This is a genomic window from Streptomyces sp. NPDC031466, assembly GCF_055581265.1.
In genome coordinates this window covers 368,044-392,749 of the sequence record NZ_JBVIJT010000001.1, presented here as the reverse complement: position 1 = coordinate 392,749, position 24,706 = coordinate 368,044, and the positions used below count along the sequence as shown (strand labels likewise).

Here is a 24,706-nt window from a genome sequence, read left to right as displayed (position 1 = left end):
TGGAACCATCATCGCCAGGTGGTGTTCATGTTTGCGACTCTGTCGGATGGGACTTGAGCCGTGACCTACCAGCAGCGCGAGGTCGTCTTCGAAGGCGATGGCAGAGTCTCGATAAGATCAGGAGATACGCTCCCCGCGCCGTCGCCCTACGACCTCATCGTTCGTGCGCGGCTGTCAATGGTGAGCGCAGGCACCGAAACGGCATTCTTCGATACAAAGTATGCGATCCGGCCGGGGCCGGGGATAGTCGGCGAAATTGTGCAGGTCGGCGATGCCGTGACAGCAGTGCGCCCCGAGTTGATGCCGGGCAGTCGAGTATTCGTAAGGCAGAGCCATCGCGCTTATGTGCGATGCAATGTCTTGCGCGACTGCGTCTATGTCATTCCAATCGATCTCAGCGATGAAGCCGTGCTCCTCGCGCGCCAGGCGATCGTCGGAATCCACGCGGTCAAGCGGGCAGGCCTCAGGCTCGGCGTCTCTGCGCATGTCATCGGGCTCGGAATAGTGGGGCAGTTGATCGCACGCCTTGCAGTCATAGCCGGAGCGCGCCCGGTGACGGCCGCAGACCACCACAAAAACCGCCGATGCGCGGCGGAGGGTCTGCGAGTCGTGCAGATCCGACAGTCCGGCGAGCCTCGGCCGCAGGAGGCGGACGCGGTACTGCTCGCCTGTGGCAGTGCCTCCGCCCTGGCCGAAGGGCTTGAGATCGTGGCGAGCGGCGGTGCCCTGGTGCTGGTCGGCGCAGGCACGGGAGCGATGAGCCTCGATATCCACGACCGTGTGTTCCGGCGAAACATCCGAATGATCGGCGCACACGAAATCGGTGCCGTGCAAGGTGCCGGCAACCCTACCGAATGGGAAAGTCTGCTCGACTTGCCGGTGCGTCTGATACAGGAAGGCTCGCTCGAGATCACGGGCCTCATCACCCATTACGTCGCACCCGGTGAACTGGCCCAGACATACCGGATGCTCCGCGTGGACAAGAGTGAATGCATTGGCGCTGTAATCGACTGGAATATAGCCTAGAGGATGGTCCCGGAATGTCGTTGGTGGGGATCTGGTGCGTAGTCTCGGAAGCGGATTATCCATTGCTCGGCCTCACCATGCGGAATCTGCTGGAGCACGACGGGGTCGGCGTCGCCCTCGTAGTCCACACCGGACTTCGCCGCCCGCCCGACTACGGCGCTCTCGCCGCTCGCTACGCCAACGTTCGGGAGGTTCACCGGAATTTCGGCGAGGGTTATTCCAGAAGCCTCGCCGACGGCGGCTACGATCAGCTCTCCGCCCGAAATTTCGCCTTGGACCTGCTCGAAGATCTCGGCGTGGAGTGGGTGTTCCAGTTCGATGCGGATGACTACTACAACCCCGATGTCATCACCGCAATCGCGCAACTCGACGAGAGATTCGACGTCGTGAGTTGTTCGTGTTACACGCTGACCTCCGAGACGAGCTACTGGTACGAGCCGCGCCTGGAAAGGGACGTCGGTGGCAGGCGACTCCTCGATCCGCACACCAGAATATGGCGCAGTCACCTGGCCAAGAGGTTCGAACTCTGTCCGATCGCATCGCAGCGGTACGCCAACGTCACCCGACACTGCGGCGTCGCATTCCGCGGCCATCCGCACTGGCACTTCCAAGCCTTGGACGAGCCGTTCCACTTCCATCTCCACTGTCTGCTGAGCAAGCGCCACGCTGCGGCTCGTACGGCGAGCCGGGAGCTCGGCAGACCTGTCCCGCCGCAGCTGTCGAAATGCATCAAAGAGTTGGCACGATGGAAGGATTTGCATGGCGGATGAGGGTGCGGACCGGGTGTACATCTCGGATCCGGTCGATCTGAGCCGTCAGGTCTCCGTGGACGACAGCGACCATCAGCTGTTGTGCTGCGGCCCGTCCGGCGGCGGGAGGTTGCGGGAACTCACCTTTGAAGGTGCGCTCGAGTGGATCGCCGATAAGTACTCCGTCGAGAGGGCCGAGGTGTTGGCCCACGCTTACGTCGCCAGGCGCTTGGGGATACGTGCCCAGCGCGACAGCAGTGTCGATCAAGACGACTAGGAGCTGGAATATGGACGTGAACACCAGCAGCGGAGGCGGCCCGCGCGTCGACCTGCCTTGGCCTGCCATGTCGCCGCCCACGCGCGGCGCAGACGCAGTCCACGGCGTGGCTCAAGGAGTTGCTCGAGCGGCCGGCCAAGGCGCGGTCAACACCGAAGTGTCGATCTTCGATGCGTCCGATGGAGGCGCCATAGTTCACCTCCCGCTGAAGGGCCGGGCCTTCCGCGTCGACGACCGCACCGGGCGGATCATCGAGAAAATTGTCGCAGGACAAGCGCTTCCGGAGGGCGACGTCAGTGCGAGAGTTCTTGCCGCACTCGACGAGATGGGAATCATCGGCGGCGAACTGGCGCCGGAGCCGACGACGCGGCCGCTGCAGGAGTTCCGCCCCACCGAGGCCACTCTCATCTTCACCGAGAGCTGCAATCTCGGGTGCACCTACTGCTACGCCAGCGCGTCGCCGCAGAAGTCTCCGCCGATGAGCGAGGAGGTCGCCCGGGCAGCAGTCGATCTCGTTCTCCAGAACGCGAGCGAGACAGATGAGAACCTGGCGCTCATCCGCTACATCGGCGGCGGCGAACCCACCATGGAATGGAAGCTCCTGCAGTCCGTGACCGACTACATCCGGTCGGCATCGCAGGCCATGGGCGTTCGATATCGCATTCGGCTCATCACCAACGGCACCCTGCTGACGCCGGACCGGGTGGCATGGATTCGCGACAACATCCAGTTCGTGACGCTGTCCTTCGACATCCTGCCCGAGCTGCAGGCGCAACGGTCCTACGCCGATGGCCGAAGTACCCACGGCAAGCTGGTAAAGGTCATCAGGGAGTTGGTGGAACGGGGCGTCGACTTCCACCTGCGGACGACGGTATCCGCGCAGGGCGCGGCCCGATTGGTCGACATGGTGCAGTTCGTCCACGACAACACCGGCGCCGCAAGCGTGCGCTTCGAGCCGATGTCCGAAATTGGGCGTTCGGTGACGCAGGGTATGGCCAAGCCGCTGCAGCAGGAGTTCGTCGAGTCGTTCAAGGCGGCCTACAAACTCGGCCGCGAGCTGGGTATCGACGTCACCTGCAAGATGTTCCAGAACACGCTGAGGCGAAGCTCCCGGTTCTGCAACGCAGAGTTTTCCGTGACACCCGAAGGGATCGTTTCCGGGTGCCACCGCTACAGCAAGGAGGAGCATGACGGATACGATCTGTTCCGCATCGGGCGATACGACGGCAGTCGCTTCCAGTTCGATATCGATCGAGTGAACGCCCTGCGGGCCATTGACGTTCATTCATTCTCCGAGTGCACCTCGTGCATGGCGCGGTGGAACTGCGCGGGCGGCTGTCTGTCCGCACGGGTAAGCCGCCAAGGGATTTCACAGAGCGGCCCGTTGTGCGATCTCACCAGGGACTTGTTGAAGTTCTCCATCGAGCAGAAAGTAGGGGGTGCACATGGATGAGGAAGCGGACCGGGTGTACATCTCGGATCCGGTCGATCTGAGCCGTCAGGTCTACGTGGACGACAGCGACTACCAGCTGTTGTGCTGCGGCCCGTCCGGCGGCGGGAGTTTCGGCGGCGGGGGCTCGACGGACGAGTATCTGACGGCGGCCGAGCTGGTCTACGACTTGACGGGGAACCCGGGCCGGGTGGTCGGCGACATCATCACCTTCGACTACGACTCCGAGACCAGGGTCGAGATCAAGGTGCTCGGTGGAGATTTCGCGATCATTCGAGGTGATGACGTGATGCACTCCGGGAAAAAGGCGTTCGAGTTGCTGATGGGGTTGCGCGAGCTCACCTTCGAAGGTGCGCTCGAGTGGATCGCCGAAAAGTACTCCGTCGAGAAGGCCGAGGTGTTGGCACACGCTTACGTCGCGAGGCGCTTGGCAAGACTGGCCGAACAGTAGCGGGCTGGTGGCGCAGCGACGGGAGATCGGATGCCCCCCGAACGTGTCCTCGAGGTGACGACCAACATCGGCTGTCGACTGCAGTGCTCCTACTGTCCGCAGTCGACGGTCACCGGTGCCTACCACGAAGCGGCAGCGGTCGGGAGAACTGCTGCGGGAGCGTCGGTCCGCACCATGACGCGGGAGTTGTTCGCGGCCTACATCGAGACGGTTCCGTCGTCCGTGCACATCCACTTCTCCGGCTTCAGCGAACCCTTCCACGCAGGCGACTGCGTGGACATGATTCGGATCGCGCACCGGCGCGGTCATCCGATAGCCGTTTTCACGACGGCGGACCGGATGACGCACGACCAGGTGACGCCGCTTGCGGACATCCCGTTCAAGAGATTCCTGGTGCATCTGCCCGACAATGGCGGTGAGATGCGAAAGGAAGTGACCGAGGAATATCTCTCGCTGCTGACACTGCTGACGTCGAGCGGGATTTCTAACCTGCAGTTCTACACCATCGGCATTCCGCATCCGGCGATCGCCGCCGAGCTCAGCAGAATGCCGTCAACCCGCCGCGTCCACAGCCGCGCGGGCAATGTCGATCTGTCCGCCACGACGGTCGGCACGGCGTTCAGCGCCGCAGAGATCGCCGAGCGGAACGGCCACACCAGTCTGATTTGCCGCAAGGACCGCATCTTTGCCAACGTTCTCCTGCCCAACGGCGATGTTCAGCTCTGCAGCATGGATTACGGCCTGGAGCATAAGCTCGGCAATCTGGGCTCGCAGACCTATCGGGAGATCGTGGCAGGGCCTGGCTTCCAGCGCATCATGGCCATGCTCGCAGATCCGGACTCGACCGTTCTCTGCCGCCGGTGCGAGTACGGACTTCCCGGCGTCTATCGCGTCGGTAATTCGTGATTGTCGTGGAGGCGCGGTGCAAGATATCGGTATCGACAACCCGTACTACGCGCGGCAATGGCATCTGCACACCGGGTTCGAGCACGTCGAGGTGGATGTACGCTCCTCCATGCGCTGCGACGAGGCCTGGTCGAGGTTGGCAGGCTTCGGCGACCCCCGGATAGTGGTCGCCGCCACCGACAGCGGGTGCAACCTCGACCACCCCGCCTTCGGCGGGATGGGCAAGTTCGCCGGGTGGGGATACTTCGACGGCGGGGAACTGCGGACGAGGGGCATGCCGGGCAGCGCCGCCGCCAAGATGTATCTGCCGGGCGCGCATCACGGAACGTCGATGTGCGCGTTGATCTCGGGGGCGGTCGGGCACAGTCACCCGCTCGGGGTCGCGCCCGGCTGCCGGCTGCTTCCGATCAGGCTGCAGACCGTAGCGAATCGCGCGCGCATTTCCGAGTACGCAATGCACCGCATCCTCGACTATGTGTCGGAACGGGCGGACGTGCTGTTGGTTCCGTGGTCGAAACTGCCGCACTTCATGCTGTCGAAATCCGTCGTCGACCGAGTCGAGGAGTTGACCTCGAGCGGCGGGCGGCGCGGCAGCGGGCTGGTATTCGTTTGTGCTGCAGGAAATTCCAACTGTCCCATCGACATCGACGCCGACATTGCCGTGCCCTATGAAGTCGTGTTCGGCGGCGGTGCCCAGGCCGAGCCGCTCATCAAATTCTCCAAGACGTTTCGAAACGTTCTCGCATCTCTGCCCGGCGTCTTGCACGTGAGCGCGATTTCCAGCCTGGCGCAGCGATGTCACTACTCCTGTTACGGTCCGGGAATCGATCTCTGTGCGCCGTCGAGCAATTCGCGCGCCTTCCGTGGCGATGCCCTGAGCGGCTTGGGTCTCACCACGTCGACGGGGGACCCGGAGAAGCCGACCAACCGATTCAAGGGCACGTCGGGCGCGGCGGCTCTGGTAGCCGGAGCAGCCGCTTTGGTCTTGAGCGCAAATCCCGGCCTCTCCGCCTCGGAGGTCTGCCGGATCCTGCAATCTTCGGCCTCGAAGGACCTGAGCCACACGGGATACGACCTGCCCCCGCCGACGTCGCCCGACGCCGCCTGGGACCACCCCCTTGTCCCGCGGTGCAGGCGTGGTTCCTTCGACGAAACCGGGTGGAGCCCATGGTTCGGTCACGGCAAAGTAGACGCCCTCCACGCGGTGACAGCGGCCCAGACCTGGCAGACCATGGGGTGACTTGGGGTGCACTCCAACTCGTAGCCGGAGTCATGGAGGGACGTTTGCCCTGGTTACGTCTTTGTCAGGACCTCTGAGGCGGACGTAAGAGAAACGTGAGAGAAACGTGAGCGGCAGGGTGGAAGCTGGGCACATTGCCCCGCTCTGGACAGGAGTCCCATGCCCAGCCCCACCCCCCGCGCCGTCGGCGCGGGATCGCGCAGATGGTCCCGCACGCTGGCAGGTTTGATGACGGTCAGTGTCGCGCTGGGCGCGGCCCTTCTGACGCCCACGGCCGCAGGGGCGGCCGGGTCGAGCAACAAGGACGCCTTCGACAACCTCGGGCAGCCGGACCGGGCCGATTGGATGTCGGGCGTCGCCAGCGAGACCAGGCTGTCGGCGATGTCCATCCCCGGCACCCATGACACGCTCTCCCTCCACGGCGGGGCGGCCGTGCAGACGCAGGAGGACTACGGCGACAGCGCGGAGACGCTGGCGGCGCAGTACGAACGCGGGATCCGTGCCCTCGACATCCGGGTCCGCGTCGTCAACCACGGCCAGGACTTCGCGATCCACCACGCCGCGTTCTACCAGAACGCCAACTTCGACGACGTCCTGAAAAAGACGCGGTCCTTCCTCGACACGCATCCGACCGAGACGGTCGTGATGCGACTGAAGTCCGAGTGCCCCTACTCGGGTGCCTCGTTGTTCGAGTGCAAGCACGACCCGGACACGATGACCGCGAAGAACGTCAGGGACATCTTCGGCTTCTACGCGAAGAAGAGGGAATACTCCGACCTGTTCTGGGCGCCCTCGATCACGGGCGACGGCCCGGCGACGATCCCCAAGCTCGGGGAGGTCCGCGGCAAGCTGGTCCTGGGCAGCTTCGACAGCGTCGAGGACTCGGGCTACGGGCTCGCGGGCTTCAACGACCGCACCGAGGACCACTACAGCGCTTCGGACATCACGGAGAAGTGGAACTACGTCAAGAAGAACGTCGACGAGGCCATGTCCGCCGCCTCCAACATGTACGTGACGTACGCGTCCGCGAGCAAGGTCCCCAGCGGGGGGTCGCCGCGTTACTACGCCGGCGGTTACACGAAGGTCCAGAGCGGCGTCAGCACCGAGGTCCCGGGTGTGAACTACCACCTGATGAAGTACCTCAACAAGACGCAGGGCCGCGTCGGCATCGTCATGATGGACTTTCCCGGCTGGGGCCTGGTGAACGCGATCATCGACCACAACAAGGACGATGCCCGCAGCAGCGGCAACCGGATGCTCTGGCAGGTCAAGGGCGACAAGACCTACGTGAACACGCTGTACGGCCGTTGCATGGTGCGGGGCCCCGAGTTCGAAGACTCCAAGTCCGGCGGTCTGGTCACCCAGCGCGAATGCCAGTCGAGCCCGCCCAGCAGCCACCAGTGGGGGGCCGAGAAGCCCTCCTCGTTCGACAACAAGGGCCACTTCTGGATCAAGGCGAGCAACGGCAAGTGCCTGACCGTGCCCTACAACAACGGCACCCCGCCCGGCTCCGGCACCCAGATGTTCTGGTGGGACTGCGAGACCCGCTGGTTCTCCGGCAGCCAGATGTGGAACATCGTCCCGGTCAAGGTCACCACCCCGAACGGTGAACAGCAGGCCTACAAGTTCGTCAACAACTGGACGGGCCTGTGCCTGTCGATGGACCCGGCCACCGCCGACAAGTCGGGTGGCAAGGTGACCCAGGAGACCTGCCCGAGCAAGTGACCCCGCAGCACGCTTCCCGCTTCCAGGCCGCCCTTCCTTCCCGGAGGGCGGCCTGTTCGCGTCTACCTGAACCGCACCGGCCACCGCCCCCGCAGCACCCGCCGGGCCGGCGGCAGCCACGGTAGACACCGTTGCGGTACTAGGCCGTTTCCTTCCAGCCGTGTCCTGCACGGGCAGCCGCCCGCACCCTGGTCGCGCCGGTGGCATCGGCCCGGGGCGGTGGCGTGTCGTCACCGCACGCGGTGCAGCCAGCCGTCGGGGTCGGCGGCCCGGCCGTGCTGGAGGTCGACCAGTGACTGGCGGAGCTTCCGCGTGACCGGGCCCATCTCGCCGTCCCCCACGGTCCAGTCACCGCCCTCGCCGTCGCGGACGGTGCCGACCGGGGTGAGCACCGCGGCCGTCCCGCAGGCGAACACCTCGGTGATCTCGCCACTGGCGCAGCCGGCCCGCCACTCGTCGACCGAGATGGGGCGTTCGCTCACCCGGTGGCCGAGGCGCGCGGCCAGGCGCAGCAGCGAGTCACGGGTGACGCCCGGCAGCAGCGTGCCGGTCAGCGGGGTGGTGCACACCTCGGCGTCGGGGCCGTTGCCCCGGACGAAGAAGAGGTTCATGCCGCCCATCTCCTCCACCCAGCGCCGCTCAACGGAGTCCAGCCACACCACCTGCTGGCAGCCGGCCTCCTGCGCCTGGCGCTGGGCGACGAACGACGGGGCGTAGTTCGCGGCGCACTTGACGTCGCCCGTGCCGTCGGGCATCGCCCGGCTCTGCGTACGGCAGATCAGCACCGACACGGGACGCACCTCGTCGCCGAAGAAGCCGCCGGCCACGAACGCGAGGACCAGGAACTGGTACTCCTCCGAGGGCCGCAGCATGAGGTTGACGTCGGTGGCGAACATCAGCGGCCGCAGATACAGGCTGTGCTCCGGGTGGTCGGACAGTTCGCCCTGGTCGGCGGCGACGACCTGGTCCACGCCCGCCATGTACAGGTGCTCGGGCAGCTCGGGCATGGCCAGGCGCGCCGCGGAACGGCGGAAGCGGCGGGCGTTCTCCAGCGGCCGGAACACCGCGACCGAGCCGTCCGTCTGACGGAACGCCTTCATGCCCTCGAAGATCACCTGGCCGTAGTGCAGACCTATGGTCGCCGGGTGCAGCGAGAGGTTCTCCATCGGCTGCAGCGAGCCGTCGTACCACCCGCGCTCGGGGGAGTACCGCATGGTGTAGAGGTGCCGCGTGAAGGCGTCGCCGTGGCCGGGTGAGGCGGGCTGTGCGGCGGGCTGCTCCAGGATCGAGGTCATGGTGATCTCCCTGCGTGTGAGTGTGGCTCGGGGTGGGCGTGGCGGTGGTCAGACGAGCGGGGCGGAGAAGAACGTCTCCCGGCGGTCGATCAGGTGGTCCGGCGTGAGGGAGAAGAACTCGGCGAAGCGGTGCTTGGCCGGCGTGCCGTCGCGCAGCACTCCCTCGAACGAGCCCTTCACGGCGACCTCGTCGCCGTTCACCACCACGGAGTCGAGCTGGTGGCGCCCTTCGCGGATGACCCGCTCGTGGGTGTAGAAGTGCTCGACGCCCGACCGGCCGAGGACCGGGGGATAGCCGGGGCGGTGGTAGGTGGCGTCCGGCGTGAACATCGCGACGAGCCCGGACACGTCTCCGGCGTCGACGAGTCGGTAGAACCGGTGCAGCACAGCGGCGGTCATCGTGAATCTCCTACGTGGTCGCAGTGGTCGCAGTGGTCGGAGTTATCGGAAGGGTCGGAGAGGGCGGAGCAGTCAGGGCGGTCGTGGCGCAGGCGGGCGTCGAGCACGGCGGCGATCCGGGCGATCGGCCCGGGAGCGGTCAGATCCGCGTGCCGGCAGTCGAGAGGGTGGACCTCCAGAGCGGCGACGTACGGCAGCCACGCGTCGGGCGAGGGCGCCTCGTGCGTCTTGCCCGCGGTGGCGTGGAAGAACAGGGCGCGCCCGGGGTAGTGGGCGGGTGGACCGGCGTGGCCGAGCGTCAGATGGTGCGCGAAGACGGCGTCGAGGGTCGCGGGGGCGCCGAGGTGCTCGCGGAACGCCGCCGGCGTCAAGTCGGCGAGCCCCAGCGACTCCCGCAGGGCGCCTTGGACCTGGGGGTCCTCGGCGCTGAAGGACGCGCCGGTGCCGTCGGCGGGATAGCCGTCCAGCATCGCGAGGAGCGCGACCTCCTCACCGGCCGCCCGCAGCGCGACCGCCATCGCGTGGGCGACGCCCGCGCCGAACGACCAGCCCAGCAGGTGGTAGGGCCCCCGGGGCTGGACGCCGCGGATCCGGGCGAGGTAGTCGTCGGCCATGGCGGCGATCGAGTCCGGCGCGGCGCCGGGCTCGGCCAGGCCGTGCGCCTGGAGGCCGTGGACGGGCCGGTCCGGCAGATGGCGCAGCAGGCCCGAGTAGACCCAGCTGATGCCGGCCGCGGGATGGACGCAGAACAGCGGTGGTCTCGAACCCTCGGCGCGCAGTGGGAGCAGGACGGCCAGGCCGTCGTCCGCCTCGCGGGAGCCGAGACGCGTGGCCAGGGTGGCGGGCGTCGGCGCCTCGAACAGGGTCTGGATGCCCACCCGTGCCCCGAGGCGCGCCTCGATACGTGCCGTCAGGCGGGTGGCGAGCAGCGAGTGTCCGCCGAGGTCGAAGAAGCCGTCCTCGACGCCCGCCGGGGCGGCGAGGCCGAGGACCTCGGCGAACAGCTCGCACAGGGCGCGCTCCGTCGGCGTGACGGGCCCCCGGCCGCCGGTCGGCGTGTACGCGGGGGCGGGCAGGGCACGCCGGTCCAGCTTGCCGTTGGCGGTGTACGGCAGGGCGTCCAGGAGGACGACGGCGGCCGGCACCATGTGCCCCGGCAGCCTCGCCGCGAGGTGCTCGCGCAGCGCCGCCGCTCGCGGCGCGGCACCGGTGACCGGCGCGGCGTACGCGACGAGCCGCCTGTCGCCCGGCCGGTCCTCCCGTACGACGACCGCGGCCCTGGCGACCGAGGGGTGCGCGGTGAGCGCGGCCTCGATCTCGGCCGGCTCGATGCGAAAGCCCCGCACCTTGACCTGGCCGTCGGCGCGGCCCAGGTAGTCGAGGGTGCGGTCGGGCCGCCACCGCACGATGTCGCCCGTGCGGTACATGCGGGTCCCCGGGGGCCCGTACGGGTCGGCGACGAAGCGCTCCGCGGTGGCGCCCGGGGCGCCCAGATAGCCGAGGGCCAGGCCCGCCCCGGTCAGATACAGCTCGCCGACGCCGCCCAGGGGCACGAGCCGCAGGCGGCCGTCGAGGACGTAGCCGTGCTTGCCGGGCAGGGGGCGGCCGATCGGCACCCGGGCGTCCGGCGGGTCCGTGAGGAGGTGGGTCGTGGTGAAACCGGTGCTCTCGGCGGGCCCGTAGCCGTTGACGAGCCGGACGTGCGGGAACTTCGCCCGCGCCAGCGCCAAGTGGTGCGCGGACGCCGGCTCGCCCCCGGTCAGCGCGTGCCGGACGGTCGCGAAGACCTCCGGATGCTCGTCGAGGACGTGGTTGAACAGGCTCGCCGACGCGTCGAAGACGGTCACACCGTGCGCGACGACCAGTTCGGCGACGACGGCGGGGTCGACCCGCGCGCCGGGCAGCAGGACCGACGTACCGCCGTGCAGCAGGGGCCCGAACAGCTGGGTGCCGAACGCGTCCCAGGACACCGGCGCGCTCTGCAGCCACACCTCGCCGGGGCCGAAGCCGGCGTACGTCTGGCCGGTGAGGGTCGCGCTGACCGCGCGGTGGGAGGCCATGACGCCCTTGGGCACACCCGTCGAGCCGGAGGTGAACATCACCACCGCCGGGTCCTCGGGACGCACCGTGACCAAGGGCGTTTCGGCGACCGGAGATGCTTCCGTGGCCGGCGAGGGCCCTCGTTCGTGGCCGGGTGGGACGTCGGCGATGTCGAGGCAGGCGCGGCCGAGGACCCGCGCCGAGGAGGACGAGCCGATCACCGTGCGGATACCGGCGAGGTCCAGCGCCGAGCGCAGCCGCTCCGCGGGGAACGCGGTGTCCAGCAGCGTGTAGCAGGCGCCGGTCCGCAAGGTGCCGAGCAGCGCGGCCACCATCTCGGGACTCCGGTCGAGATGTACGCCCACCACGTCACCGGGACCGGTGGGCAGTTGGGCGGCCACCCGGCGGGCGTGGTCCGCCAGTTCCGCGTACGAGACGTGACGGCCCTCGTGCACCAGGGCGGTCGCCGTCGGCGTACGGGCGCACTGCTCGGCGAACAGTTCGTGCAGGCAGCGCTCCTGCACGCCGTCGGCCGCGGCCGGCGAGGTGAGCTGCGACCGTTCCGCCTCGTCGAGGACCGCCAGCTCGCTCAGCCTCGGCGACGGATCCGCCGCGACCTGCGTCAGCAGCCGCTCCAGGCGGTGCGCGAGCAGCCGCGCCGAAGCGTGCTCGTAGCGGCTCGCCGCGTACTCCCAGGTGATCTCCAGGCCTAGGGGTGCCCCGGTGGCGGAGCGGGACTCGCGCACCCCGATCGTCGTGTCGAACTTGGCCGTGCCCGTGCCCTGGTGCACCGGCTCGACGCGCAGCCCGGGCCACGCGGCGGGCCCACCGGCCTGGGTGGTGAGCACCAGCATCACCTGGAACAGCGGGTGCCGGCCGAAGACCCGGGCCGGGTTGACCTCCTCCACCACCCGCTCGAACGGCACGTCCTGGTGGGCGAACGCGTCCAGATCGGTGGCGCGCACCCGGTCGAGCAGCTCGGTGAACGACGGATCACCGCAGGTGTCGGTGCGCAGCACCACCGTGTTCACGAAGAACCCGACCAGGTCGTTCAGTGCCTCGTCCGACCGTCCGGCGACGACCGTGCCCAGCGGCAGGTCACTCCCGCCGGTCAGCCGGGTCAGCAGCGCGGCGACGGCCGCGTGCACGACCATGAACAGCGTCGTCTCCGAGCGTGCCGCGAGATCGAGCAGCGCCCGGTGTCTCCCCGCCCCGATCCGTACCGTCACGCTGCCGCCGCGCCGGTCCGGCAGCGCCGGCCGGGGCCGGTCCGCCGGGAACCCCACCTCCTCCGGAGCCCCGGCCAACGCCGCATGCCAGTAAGCGAGCTGACGGGACAACAGGCTGCCGGGGTCGTCCGCCTCGCCCAGCATGTCCTGCTGCCAGTACGCGAAGTCCGCGTACTGCACCGGAAGTTCGGGGAACTCCGGGGCGCCGCCCGCCACCCGGGCGGCATACGCGGCCGCCAGGTCACGCGTCAGTGGAGCGATGGACCAGCCGTCCCCCGCGATGTGGTGCACGAGCAGCAGCAGTACGTGAAGGTCGGTGCCCGGCGACCGGAACAGGGTCGCCCGCACCGGCGGGTCGCCCAGGAGGTCGAACACGTGCCGGGCCGCCTGATCGAGCGCGGCCGCCGGATCGTCCGTGTCCACGACCTCCAGGGGGAGCGCGCCGGGCGGCATGATCCGCTGCCGGGGCGCGCCGTCGACCTCGGGGTAGACGGTGCGCAGCACCTCGTGCCGGGCCGCCACATCGCCCAGCGCCGCCCGCAACGCGCGCACGTCCAGCTCGCCGCGCAGCCGCAGCACGACCGGGATGTTGTACGCGGGCCCCGGCTCGGCCCGGCCGAGAAACCACAGCCGCTGCTGGTTGTACGACAGCGGGGCCGTCTCGATGGACATGGTCATCGCACCTCCTCCTGCCTGGGGCGCCGCCGCAGCGCGGGCCGCGCCGGGGCCGCCCGGTCCAGCCGGCCGGCCAGAGCGGCCACCGTCCGCGCCTCGAACACCGTCTTGAGGGACACCTCGGCGTCGAGCGCCGCCCGCACCCGGCTGATCAGCCTGCCGACCAGCAGCGAATGTCCGCCGAGGACGAAGAAGTCCTCGTCCACGCCGACCGAGTCCAGGCCGAGCAGCTCGGCGAACATTTCACAGAGCACCGTCTCCTCGCGCGTCCGGGGAGCCCGGCCGCCGGGCCGCTCGCCCAGGTCCGGCGCGGGGAGCGCCGCCCGGTCGAGCTTGCCGTTGGGATTGAGCGGCAGCCGCTCCAGCAGGACGTACGCGCCGGGGCGCAGATGCTCGGGCAGGCGCCGCCGGGCGTGTTCGCGCAGCGAGGCGTCGTCCAGGCCGCTGCCCGGCTCGGGCACGACGTACGCGACGAGCCGCTTGTCACCCGGCTTGTCCTCCCGGACGACGACGGCACCCGTGCGCACCCCCGGATGCGCGGTGACCGCCGCCCGCACCTCGCCCGGCTCGATGCGAAAGCCCCGGACCTTCACCTGGTCGTCGGTGCGCCCCACGAACTCCAGCGCCCCGTCGGCCCTTCGGCGCACCAGGTCGCCGGTGCGGTACATGCGGGTCCCCGGCGCCCCGTACGGGCAGGCCACGAACCGCTCCGCCGTCAGGGCCGGTTCGCCGAGATAGCCGTGGGCCGAGCCGACTCCGGCGACGTACAGCTCGCCGGGCACGTTCGGCGGCACCGGCCGCAGCCGGGCGTCCAGGACGTAGGACTGCTTGCCCGCGAGCGAGGTGCCGATGGGCACGGTGCCCGAGGACATGTCGTCGGCGCGCACGTCATGGCAGCTGGTGAAGATCATGTGCTCGACCGGGCCGTACGCGTGCACGAGCCGGATGTGCGGATGGTCCCGCAGCAGCCGCGCCATGTGGTCCGGCGAGACCGCCTCGCCGCCCGTCATCACCTGCCGCAGCCGGCCGAAGAGGTCGGGGTACTCGTCGAGGAGGAAGTTGAACAGGCTCGTCGACAGGAACACGGTGGTCACCGCGTGGCGCCGCACCAGGCGGGCGATCTGCTCCGGCTCGGGCGTCGGTCCGGGCTGCAGGACGCAGGTCGCGCCGTGCAGGAGCGGGGCGAACAGCTCCAGCGCGAACGCGTCCCACGGCATCGGCGCGCACTGCAACCACACCTGCGCGGCGTCGAAGCCGACGTACGTCTGGCCCAGCAGCGTGCCGGTGATCGCCCGGTGCGGGGCGACGACGCCCTTGGGCCGGCCCGTGGAGCCGGAGGTGAACATCAGGCACGCCGGGGCGTCCGCGCCGACGGCCACGTCCAAGGGACCGTCCGGCAGGGCGCCCGGCTCGGGGTCGAGGTCGGTGCCGATGTTGAGCACGGGCCGGCGGGTGTCGAGGCGGGCGGCGCCGGCAGTGTCGGTGAGGACCAGCGCCGCGTCGGCCGCCTCCAGGATCGCCGTCACCCGCTCCTCGGGGAATCGCGGGTCGAGCAGTGAGTAGCCCGCCCCGGTCTTGAGCACCGCGAGGACGCCCACCACCAGATCGACGCCCCGGTCCAGGAGTACGGCCGCGAACCGGCCGGGCCCCACGCCCCGCGCGGCCAGGCGGTGCGCGAGCCGGCTCGCCCGACTCTCCAACTCCGCGTAGGTGACCCGCTGTTCCCCGAACACGAGGGCGGTCGCCCCGGGGGTGGCGGCGGCTTGTCCGGCGACGGCCGCGTGCACGCAGCGGTCCTCCACCCCCGCCCCGCCCGTGGCCCACCGCCCGACCAGCACCTCGTGCTCGTCAGGCGTCAGGACGTCGAGCTCGTCGACCCGCACCTGAGGGTCGGCGGCGACCTGCCGCAGCACACCGGCCAAGCGGTCCACGAGCGCCCGCGCCGTCGTCCGGTCGAACAGGTCGGTGGCGAACTCCACGCGGCCGCCGATGCCCGCGGGCCGGGCGCCCTCGTCAAGGCGCTCGTCGAGTGACACCACGAGGTCGAACTTGGCGCTCCCGGTGCTCACCGGGGCGACAGCGGTCCGCAGCCCCGGCAGCCGCAGGTCGGCGGCGGCGTTGTTCTGGAGCGCCAACACGGTCCGGAAGAAGGGGTGCTGGTGAGCCGTGCGGCCCGGGTTGAGGTGCTCCACGATCCGCTCGAAGGGCACGTCCTGGTGGTCGAACGCCGCCAGGTCGCTCTCGCGCACCCGGGCCAGCAGCTCCCCGAACGTGGGGTCGCCACCGGTGTCCGTACGCAGCACCAACGTATTGACGAAGAACCCCACGAGGTCGTCCAGGGCGGCGTCGGTCCGCCCCGCCACGGGTGTGCCGACCGGGACGTCCGGGCCGGCGCCGAGCCGGGTGAGCAGCGCCGCCAGCGCGGCCTGCACCACCATGAACAGCGTCACGCCATGCGTGCGCGCCAGAGCCAGCAGCGCCTCGTGCGTCGGGGCGTCGATCGCGATGTCGACGGTGTCGGCGCGCCCCGTGGGCTGTGCCGGGCGCGGCCGGTCGACGGGCAGCGCCACCTCGTCCGGCAGCCCGGCCAGCGCCTTTTCCCAATAGGCCAGTTGGCGGGACAGCGGGGAATGCGGATCGTCGCCGTCGCCCAGCAACCGTTGGTGCCAGAGGCTGTAGTCCGCGTACTGCACCGACAAGAGCGGCCACTGCGGGGCGGCCCCGTTCGACCGGGCCGTGTACGCCGTCGCGAGATCCTCCAGCAGGGGCCGCATCGACCAGCCGTCCGCCGCGATGTGATGCAACGTCAGTACGAGTACATGGGAGCGCGGGCCGGTCCGCAGCACCGTCGCCCGGACGGGGAGGTCGACACCGAGGTCGAAGGCGTACCGTGCGGCCCGCGCAACCTCCTCCTCGACCTCCCGGCCGCCGACCTCCCGGCACGGCACCTCGAACCGCACCTCCTCCGCCTGCGCGACCACGCAGACGGGTACCCCGTCGACCGAGCGGAACGTCGTGCGCAGCGCCTCGTGCCGGACCACGACATCCATGAGGGCCGACCGCAGTGCCGCCAGGTCCAGAGCGCCTTCGAGCTCCACGGTGTGGCTCACGTTGTACGCGGCGTTCGCGCCGTGCATCCGGTCGAGGAACCACAGGCGGTGCTGCGCCGCGGACAGCGGCAGCTCGGCGGGGCGCTCCACCGCCGTCAGGGCCGGGCGTGCCGCGGCGGCGGTGTCCACGGCGGCGGCCAGCGCGGCCGGTGTCGGACGGGCGAACAGCTCCCGCAGCCCGACCTCCGCGCCCAGCGCCGAACGCACCCGGTTGACGAGCCGGGCACCGAGCAGGGAATGCCCGCCGAGGGCGAAGAAGTCCTGGTCCGGGCCGGCTTCGCCGACGCCGAGCACCTCGGCGAACAGAGCGCACAGGATCTGCTCGCGCACCGTGCGGGCGGCCCGCCCCGCACCCTCCTCGCCCACCGGCGACCCCGGCGCGGGCAGCGCGGCGGCGTCGAGTTTCCCGTTCGGCGTCAGCGGGATCTCGTCCACGCGCACATACACGGCGGGCCGCAGATGCTCCGGCTGCCGCTCGGCGACGAACGCGCGCAACCGCGCCAGGTCGAGTTCACCCTCGGGCACCACATACGCGACCAGCCGCTCGTCCCGCACGACGACCGCACATCGCCGCACCTGCGGATGGGCCGTCACATAGCTCTGCACGGCGGCCGGTTCGACGCGGAAGCCGCGGACCTTGACCTGGTCGTCCGTGCGCCCCAGATATTCGATGGCGCCGTCGGCGCGCCAGCGCCCCAGGTCGCCGGTGCGGTACATGCGGCCGCCGTCCGGCGCGGCCACGAACCGCTGGGCGGTGAGCGCGGGCTGCCCCACGTAGCCGTGGGCGAGGCCCGGCCCGCTCATGTAGATCTCACCCGGCACCCCCACGGGCACCGGACGCAGATCCGGTCCGAGCACCCAGGCCCGCTTGCCCGCGATCGGCCTGCCGACGGGCACGGGGGAGTCGTCGGCGCTGATGTCGTGGGTCAGGGTGAAGATGGTGTTCTCCACCGGCGAGTAGCCGTTGACCAGCCGCAGGCGCGGGTGGCGCGCCAGCAGGGCGCGCACGTGCGGCACGGACGCCGCCTCGCCGCCGGTCATGAGGTGGCGCACGCCGGCCAGCGCGACCGGGTGCTCGTCGACCAGGTGGTTGAGCAGGCTCGCCGAGAAGTGCGCGGTGCTGACGCCGTGCTCGGTCAGCAGCCGGGCGATGAGAGGGGGGTCGGTGGAGTGGCCCGGTTGCAGGACGCACGCGGCGCCGTGCAGCAGCGGCCCGAACAGTTCCAGGGCGAAGGCGTCCCAGGACACCGGCGAGCACTGGAGCCACACCGCGTCCGCGCCGAAGTCCGTGAACTCCTGGCCGAGCAGGGTGGCCGTCAGCGCCCGGTGCGAGGTGATCACACCCTTGGGCGTGCCGGTCGAACCGGACGTGAACATCACGCACGCCACGTCGTCCGGGGCGACCGGGACGTCGGGCGCCCGCCGGGGGGCGCCGGCGATCGTCGCGGCCTCGGCGTCCAGCAGGACCGGCGCCGTGGCCGGCACCAGATCGGCCAGGTCGCGGGTGGTCACCACCAGCGGGGCGGCCGTCCGCTCCAGGGCGTCGGTGAGCCGCGCCGCGGGGAACCGCGGGTCGAGCATCGTGTAGCCGGCTCCGGCCGCCAGGGCGGCCAGGACGGCGACGACCAGTTCCTCGTCGCGTTCGAGGAGTACGCCGACCACCTCGCCCGGCCGCACTCCGCGCCCGATCAGGTGGTGCGCCAACTGGTGGGCACGCTCCAGCAGTCCGGCATACGTGACCCGCCGCCCCTCGCAGATCAGGGCCGTCGCCCCAGGGCTGTGTACGGCGTGCTCGGCGACGACCGAGTGCACGGGACGGGGGTCGCACGCGCGCGCCGAGCCGGTCCACCGCTCGGTCACCGCGAGGCGTTCCTCCGCGTCCATGACGTCGAGGGCGCTGATCGGCAGCCGGGGATCGCGGGCCACGGCGCCCAGCAGGCGGGTGAACCGCGCCACCATCAGCTCGGCCGTCGCCCGGTCGAACAGGTCGGTGGCGAACTCCAGATAGCCGGACAGACCGCTGGGGCTCTCGTGCAGGGACAGCGTCAGGTCGAACTTGGCCGCCAGGTTGGGCACCTCGGCGGGAGCACACGCGGTGCCCGCGAGGGCGGCGGCCGGCGAGGCGTTGTTCTGCAGGACGAGCATGACCTGGAACAAGGGGTGCCGGTCGGTGGCCCGGGTCGGATTCAGGTCCTGGACGAGCTGGTCGAACGGCAGGTCCTGGTGGTCGTACGCGGCCAGGTCGGTGTCGCGCACCCGGCGCAGCAGCTCGGTGAAGGCGGGGTCGCCGCCGGTGTCCGTGCGCAGCACCAGGGTGTTGACGAAGAAGCCGACCAGGTCGCCGAGGGCCTCGTCGGAGCGGCCCGCGACCGGGGTGCCGAAGGGGATGTCGCAGCCGGCGCCGAGCCGGGTGAGCAGTGCCGCGAACGCCGCCTGGACCGCCATGAACGACGTCACGCCGTGCGCCCGGGCCAGCGCCGACAGCGCGGTGTGCACCGCACTGTCGATCCGGACCGGAAGGGACTCGCCCCGGTGGCTGGGGCGGGCCGGACGCGGCCGGTCCACCGGCAGGTCCAGCTGCTCCGGAAGCCCAGCCAACTGATCGCGCCAATACGCGAGGTGCCGATGGGCCATGGAGTCCGGGTCGGCCGGATCGCCCAGGAGCCGGCGCTGCCAGAGCGTGTAGTCGGCGTACTGCACCGGCAACGGGCGCCAGTCGGGGGCCGCGCCGGCGACGCGGGCGGCGTAGGCGCGTGCCACGTCGTCGAACAGCGGCCGCAGCGACCAGCCGTCGCCCGCGATGTGATGCAGCGTCACGAGCAGGTTGTGCCGCTCCTCGCCGGTGCTCAGCAGCGTGACGCGCAGCGGCGCCCGTCCGGCCAGGTCGAACACGTGCCGGGCCGCCTCGGTGACGGCCTGCGCCACGTCGCGGGCCGCGATCTGCGACGCCTCGAAGACGCCGGCCAGTTCGGTCTCGGCCAGGACGCGCTGGTGGGGCACCCCGTCCACGGCCGGGTACACGGTGCGCAGCGCCTCGTGCCGCAGGACCGTGTCGGTGACGGCGGCCCGCAGGGCGGCCCGGTCCACGGGCCCGGTGACCTCCACCGCGTACTGCACGTTGTACGTGCTCGACCCGCCCTCGACCTGGTCCAGCAGCCAGAGCCGCGCCTGCGCGGGGGAGAGCGGCACCCGCTCCGGCCGCGGGGCCGCGACCAGCGCCGGCCGGTCCCGTCCGGTGGCGGCGCCGAGCACCGCGTCGAGCGCGGCGGGCGTCCGATGGGCGAACACCGCACGGACGCCGACCTCGCGGCCCAGCGCCGCCCGGACGCGGTTGATCAGCTTCGCGGCGAGCAGCGAATGGCCGCCCAGCTCGAAGAAGTCGTCCTCGGGCCCGACCCCGGGCAGCCCCAGCACCTGCGCGAACAGGCCGCACAGGATCTCCTCGCGCGCGGTGCGCGCCCGCTCGCCGGCGGCCGGCGCGTGCTCGGGCGCCGGGAGGGCGCCGCGGTCGAGCTTGCCGGTGGGCGACAGCGGCAGCCGGTCGAGCACCACGTACGCGGCAGGCCGCAGATGCTCGGGCAGGTGCTCGGCGACGTGCCGGCGCAGCGAGGTCACGTCCGCCGCGCCGTCCGTGACGACATACGCGACGAGCGCCTTGTCCCCGGGCCGGTCCTCGCGGACCACCACGGCGCTCTGCCGGACGGCGGGGTGTGCCTCGACCACCGCGCGCACTTCGCCGGGCTCGATGCGAAAGCCGCGGATCTTCACCTGGTCGTCGGAGCGGCCCAGGTACTCCACGGTGCCGTCGGCGCGCCAGCGGCCCAGGTCACCGGTGCGGTACATGCGCCGTCCTGGCTCGAACGGGCAGGCCACGAACCGCTCGGCGGTCAGCCGCGGCGCGCGCAGATAGCCGTGGGCGAGCCCGAGACCGGACATGTGGATCTCGCCCGGCACGCCGGCCGGGACCGGCTGGAGGTGCTCGTCGAGGATGTACACGCCCTTGGCCGCGACGGGCCGCCCGACCGGGATCGGGCCGGTGGTGTCCGCAGGCGTGATCGGGTGGGTGAGCGTGAAGACGGTGTTCTCGACCGGTGAGTAGCCGTTGACCAGGCGCAGACCGGGGTGCCGGGTGAGCAGGCGCGTCACATGGGCCACCGACGCCGGCTCGCCGCCCGTCATCACGGTCGTGACGCCGTGGAACGCCTCGGGGTGTTCGTCGATCAGATGGTTGAGCAGACCGGCCGAGAAGTGCACGGTGGTGACGGCGTGCCGGGTGACGAGGCCGGCGATCACGGCCGGGTCGGTGTCGTGCCCGGGGTGCAGGACGCACGCGGCGCCGTGCAGCAGCGGGCCGAAGAGCTCCAGGGCGAAGGCGTCCCAGGAGACCGGGGAGCACTGGAGCCACACCTGGTCGGCGCCGAAGTCGGCGTACGTCTGCCCCAGCAGTGTCGACGTCAACGCGCCGTGCGGGGTCACGACCCCCTTGGGCCTGCCGGTGGAGCCGGAGGTGAACATCACGCAGGCGACGTCCCGCGCCGACACCCGCACGTCCGGCGCCGTCGTGGGCCGCCGCCCGATCGACTCCTCGTCGACGCGCACGATCCCGGGGAGGCCCAGGGCGTCAGTGGAGAGGACCTGCGCGATCCCACCCGCTTCGGCCAGGCCTTCGAGTCTCGCCCGGGGGAAGCGGGGGTCCAGCATGGTGTACGCCGCGCCCGTCTTGAGCACGGCGAGGACCGCCACCACGAGGTCGCGGTCGCGGTCGAGCAGTACGCCGACCACATCGCCGGGCCGGACGCCCTCGTCTATGAGGTGGTGCGCCAACTGGTTCGCCGACGCGTCCAGTTCGGCGTACGAGAGTCGTGTGTCGCCGGACAGCAGCGCGGTCGCCGTGGGCGTGCGCCCGGCCTGTTCCGCGATGACCTCGTGCAGGGTGCGGCTGATGCCGTCGGTGCGGCCGCTCCACCGGTCGAGGAGCAGTTCCCGCTCGGCCGGTGTCAGCAGCTCCGCGCGGCCGATGGGGGTGTGCGGAGCTGCGGCGAACACGGCCAGGGCGCGGGCCAGCGACCGTGCGACACGCTCGATGGTGGCGCGGTCGAACAGCTCGGTGGCGTACTTGAGGGTGCCGGTGATGCCGTCGGCCGACTCGGCGAGGTCCAGGGTGAGGTCGAACTTCGCCACATCCAGGTCGACGACCTCGTGCTCGGCCCGCAGACCGGCGAACTCCGCCGGGTTCGCGGGGGTGTTCTGCAGGACCAGCATGATCTGGAAGAGCGGGTGCCGGGACAGCGAACGTTCGGGGTTGAGGTCCTGGACGAGCTGGTCGAACGGCAGGTCCTGGTGGTCGTACGCGGCCAGGTCGGTGTCGCGCACCCGGCGCAGCAGCTCGGTGAAGGCGGGGTCGCCCCCGGTGTCCGTGCGCAGCACCAGGGTGTTGACGAAGAAGCCGACGAGGTCGTCCAGCGCCTCGTCGCTCCGCCCGGCGACGGGAGAGCCGAGGCAGATGTCGGTGCCCGCGCCGAGCCGGGTCAGCACGGCGGCCACCGCCGCGTGCAGCACCATGAACAGGGTGGTGCCGGTGTCCCGGGCCAGGGCCCGCAGGCGCTCGTGCGTCCGCGCGTCCACCGAGAACGGCACCGTGTCCCCGTGCGGGCCGCGCACCGCGGGCCGGGCGCGGTCGGTCGGCAGGGTCGACTCCGCCGGCAGATCCGCCAGGACGGACCGCCAGTACGCGGCCTGCCCGGCCAGAGCGCTCGCCGGGTCCGCCGGCGACCCGAGTGCCTCGCGCGCCCACACGGCGTAATCCGCGTACTGCACCGGCGGCGCGGGCCTGGCCGGGTCGGTGCCGCGCACCCGCGCGCTGTAGGCCAGGGAGAGGTCGCGCAGCAGCGGCGCCGTCGACCAGCCGTCGCCGGCGATGTGGTGCAGCACCAACAGCAGGAGGTGATCGTCGTCCGCCTGCCGCAGCAGGTGTGCGCGCAGCGGAATGTCGTGCGCGAGGTCGAACGGCTCCGAAGCCAGCTCGCGCACCAGGGAGTCGAGGGCGTCCCCGGTGACGTCAGCGGCCGTCCACGGCACGTCGGCGCGGTCGAGGACCTGCTGCACCGGCTCGTCCCCGACGACGGGGAACACCGTCCGCAGCGTCTCGTGCCGCGCCACCACGTCGTCCAGCGCGGCCCGCAGTACCCCGGCCTCCAGCGGTCCGCGCAGCCGCACGGTGAGCGGGATGGTGTACGTCGAGCCGCCCTCGACCTGGTCCAGGAACCACAAGCGCGCCTGGGCGAAGGACAGCGGGCTCGGGTTCGGCCGCTCGCGCCCGGCCACCAGGGCGGGGCCGGCGGCGGCCGCGTCGGCGACGCACCGCGCCAGTTCCCGCGGGGTGCGGGCGGTGAACACCTCGGTGACGCGCAGGCGCACGCCGAGTGCCGAGCGGACCCGGGCGATCAGCGTCGCGACCAGCAGCGAGTGGCCGCCGAGCGCCAGGAAGTCGTCGTCCACACCCACCGACTGGACCCCGAGGAGTTCGGCGAACAGGCCGGTCAGCACCTTCTCGGTCGCGGTTCTGGCGGCGCCGCCCGCGCCCGTGGCCACCTCCGGCGCGGGCAGCGCGGCCCGGTCGAGCTTGCCGTTCGCGGTCAGCGGCAGCGCGTCCAGCTGGACGTACAGGGACGGCACGAGGTGCTCGGGCAGCAGGTCGGCGGTATGCGCGCGCAGGTCCGCCGCCGCCACCGGCCGGTCCGCGACGACGTAGGCCACCAGGCGGCGGTCGCCCGCAGGAGCTTGCCAGACGGTGACGGCCGCCTGCCGCACCAAGTGATGGGCCGTCAAAACCGCCTGGATCTCGGCGGGTTCGACGCGGAAGCCGCGTATCTTGATCTGGTCGTCGGCGCGGCCCAGGAACTCCACGGAGCCGTCGCGCAGCCGCCCCAGGTCACCGGTGCGGTACATGCGGCCGCCGTCCGGCCCGGCCACGAACCGCTGCGCGGTGAGCCCGGGCTGACCGAGGTAGCCGTGGGCCAGACCCGCGCCCGCCATGTAGATCTCACCGGTCTCCCCTGCCGCGACCGGCCGCAGGTCGGGGCCGAGGATCCGCACGGACTTGGCGTTCAGGGGCCGCCCGACAGGAATGGTGGTGTCGGTCGGCCGTATGCGGTGGGTCAGGGTGAAGACGGTGTTCTCGACGGGGGAGTAGCCGTTGGTCAGCTCCAGCCCGGGCCTGCGCTCCAGCAACGCCCGGACGTGCCGGGGCGAGGCCGCCTCACCGCCCGTCATCACGTGCGTCACGCCGTCGAAGGCGTGCGGGTAGGTGTCGATCAGGTGGTTGAGGAGGCTCGCCGACACGTGCACGGTGGTGACGCCGTGCTCCGCGATCAGCTCCGTGATGGCGGAGGGGTCCGTGGTGTCGCCGGGCTGCAACACGCAGGTCGCGCCGTGCAGCAGCGGTCCGAACAGCTCCAGCGCGAAGGCATCCCAGGAGACCGGGGAGCACTGCAGCCACACGCGGTCCGCGCCGAAGTCCGTGTACGTCTGCCCGCACAGCGTCACCGTCAGCGCCCGGTGCGCGGTGACCACGCCCTTGGGCCTGCCGGTCGAGCCGGAGGTGAACATCACGCACGCCACGTCCTCGGGGGACACGGCGACACGGGGCGGGGAGGGCGGACGGGCGGCGACCCGCGGGGCGGCCGGGTCCGCCGTCGACCAGCGCGGCCCGGCGAACACTCCGCCCGGCTCCGTGACGACCGTCCCGACACCGGCCTCCTCGCACACCGACACCAGGCGCCTGGCCGGGAAGCGGGGGTCCAGCATGGTGTACGCGGCGCCCGCCTTGAGCACGGCGAGCACCGCGACGACCAGGGGCACGCCCCGGGGCAGGCACACGCCGACCACGTCCCCCGGGCGCACACCGCCGGCGACCAGGTGATGGGCGAGGCGGTTGGCGCGCTCGTCCAGGTCCCGGTAACCGACCCGGGCGTCCCCGCAGACCAGGGCGGTCGCGTCGGGGGTGGCCGCGGCCCGGCGCTCGAACAGTTCGTGCACGACGTCGGCGGCCGCGCCGACCTCGTGCGGGACGCGTGTCCCGCCGGCTTGCTGTGCGCTGATCACCGCACCTCACTCCTACCCGTCTCGTGTATCG

At 71.0% G+C, this 24,706-nt stretch carries 12 protein-coding genes; 8 read left to right on the top strand and 4 right to left on the bottom strand.

Annotated elements, in window-relative coordinates; translation table 11 throughout:
* Nucleotides 1-60 precede the first annotated feature (60 nt).
* From ACZ5GP_RS01370 to ACZ5GP_RS01335, 8 genes are all read left to right on the top strand, one after another.
* Complete coding sequence (locus ACZ5GP_RS01370; protein WP_468748798.1) at nucleotides 61-1,026, top strand: zinc-binding dehydrogenase; 966 nt, start codon at nucleotides 61-63, stop codon at nucleotides 1,024-1,026.
* Between the two features lie 14 nt (nucleotides 1,027-1,040).
* Entirely contained in the window at nucleotides 1,041-1,796 is a 756-nt protein-coding gene (locus tag ACZ5GP_RS01365) for a hypothetical protein (RefSeq protein ID WP_468748797.1), read from the top strand.
* Entirely contained in the window at nucleotides 1,786-2,052 is a 267-nt protein-coding gene (locus ACZ5GP_RS01360) for a hypothetical protein (RefSeq protein WP_468748796.1), read from the top strand. The genes ACZ5GP_RS01365 and ACZ5GP_RS01360 overlap by 11 nt, the downstream gene beginning before the upstream one ends.
* A 10-nt stretch (nucleotides 2,053-2,062) precedes the next feature.
* Nucleotides 2,063-3,505 (top strand): radical SAM protein, encoded by a 1,443-nt coding sequence (locus ACZ5GP_RS01355; protein WP_468748795.1) that lies wholly within the window; start codon nucleotides 2,063-2,065, stop codon nucleotides 3,503-3,505.
* Nucleotides 3,498-3,953: a hypothetical protein gene (locus ACZ5GP_RS01350; protein ID WP_468748794.1), complete on the top strand. Its 456-nt coding sequence runs from the start codon at nucleotides 3,498-3,500 to the stop codon at nucleotides 3,951-3,953. Before ACZ5GP_RS01355 ends, ACZ5GP_RS01350 begins: the two co-directional genes overlap by 8 nt.
* Before the next feature lie 54 nt (nucleotides 3,954-4,007).
* Nucleotides 4,008-4,859, top strand: coding sequence for a radical SAM/SPASM domain-containing protein (locus tag ACZ5GP_RS01345; RefSeq protein WP_468748793.1), 852 nt, complete (start codon nucleotides 4,008-4,010; stop codon nucleotides 4,857-4,859).
* A 16-nt stretch (nucleotides 4,860-4,875) separates the two neighbouring features.
* Nucleotides 4,876-6,099 carry a S8 family serine peptidase gene (locus ACZ5GP_RS01340; protein WP_468748792.1) on the top strand — a complete coding sequence of 408 codons (1,224 nt, stop codon included), beginning with the start codon at nucleotides 4,876-4,878 and terminating at the stop codon, nucleotides 6,097-6,099.
* Nucleotides 6,100-6,258: 159 nt separating this feature from the next.
* Complete coding sequence (locus ACZ5GP_RS01335; RefSeq protein WP_468748791.1) at nucleotides 6,259-7,824, top strand: phosphatidylinositol-specific phospholipase C domain-containing protein; 1,566 nt, start codon at nucleotides 6,259-6,261, stop codon at nucleotides 7,822-7,824.
* A gap of 230 nt (nucleotides 7,825-8,054) precedes the next feature.
* On the opposite strand, the gene ACZ5GP_RS01330 is transcribed toward ACZ5GP_RS01335, so the two are convergent.
* The 4 genes from ACZ5GP_RS01330 to ACZ5GP_RS01315 are packed head-to-tail and all read right to left on the bottom strand — an operon-like array spanning nucleotide 8,055 to nucleotide 24,675.
* Nucleotides 8,055-9,119, bottom strand: a complete 1,065-nt coding sequence (locus tag ACZ5GP_RS01330) for a branched-chain amino acid aminotransferase (protein WP_468748790.1) — start codon at nucleotides 9,117-9,119, stop codon at nucleotides 8,055-8,057.
* A gap of 48 nt (nucleotides 9,120-9,167) precedes the next feature.
* Nucleotides 9,168-9,518: a nuclear transport factor 2 family protein gene (locus tag ACZ5GP_RS01325; RefSeq protein WP_468748789.1), complete on the bottom strand. Its 351-nt coding sequence runs from the start codon at nucleotides 9,516-9,518 to the stop codon at nucleotides 9,168-9,170.
* Nucleotides 9,515-13,465 carry a non-ribosomal peptide synthetase gene (locus ACZ5GP_RS01320; RefSeq protein WP_468748788.1) on the bottom strand — a complete coding sequence of 1,317 codons (3,951 nt, stop codon included), beginning with the start codon at nucleotides 13,463-13,465 and terminating at the stop codon, nucleotides 9,515-9,517. Before ACZ5GP_RS01320 ends, ACZ5GP_RS01325 begins: the two co-directional genes overlap by 4 nt.
* On the bottom strand, nucleotides 13,462-24,675 hold the full coding sequence (locus tag ACZ5GP_RS01315) for an amino acid adenylation domain-containing protein (RefSeq protein WP_468748787.1): 11,214 nt from the start codon (nucleotides 24,673-24,675) through the stop codon (nucleotides 13,462-13,464). Before ACZ5GP_RS01315 ends, ACZ5GP_RS01320 begins: the two co-directional genes overlap by 4 nt.
* Nucleotides 24,676-24,706 lie beyond the last annotated feature (31 nt).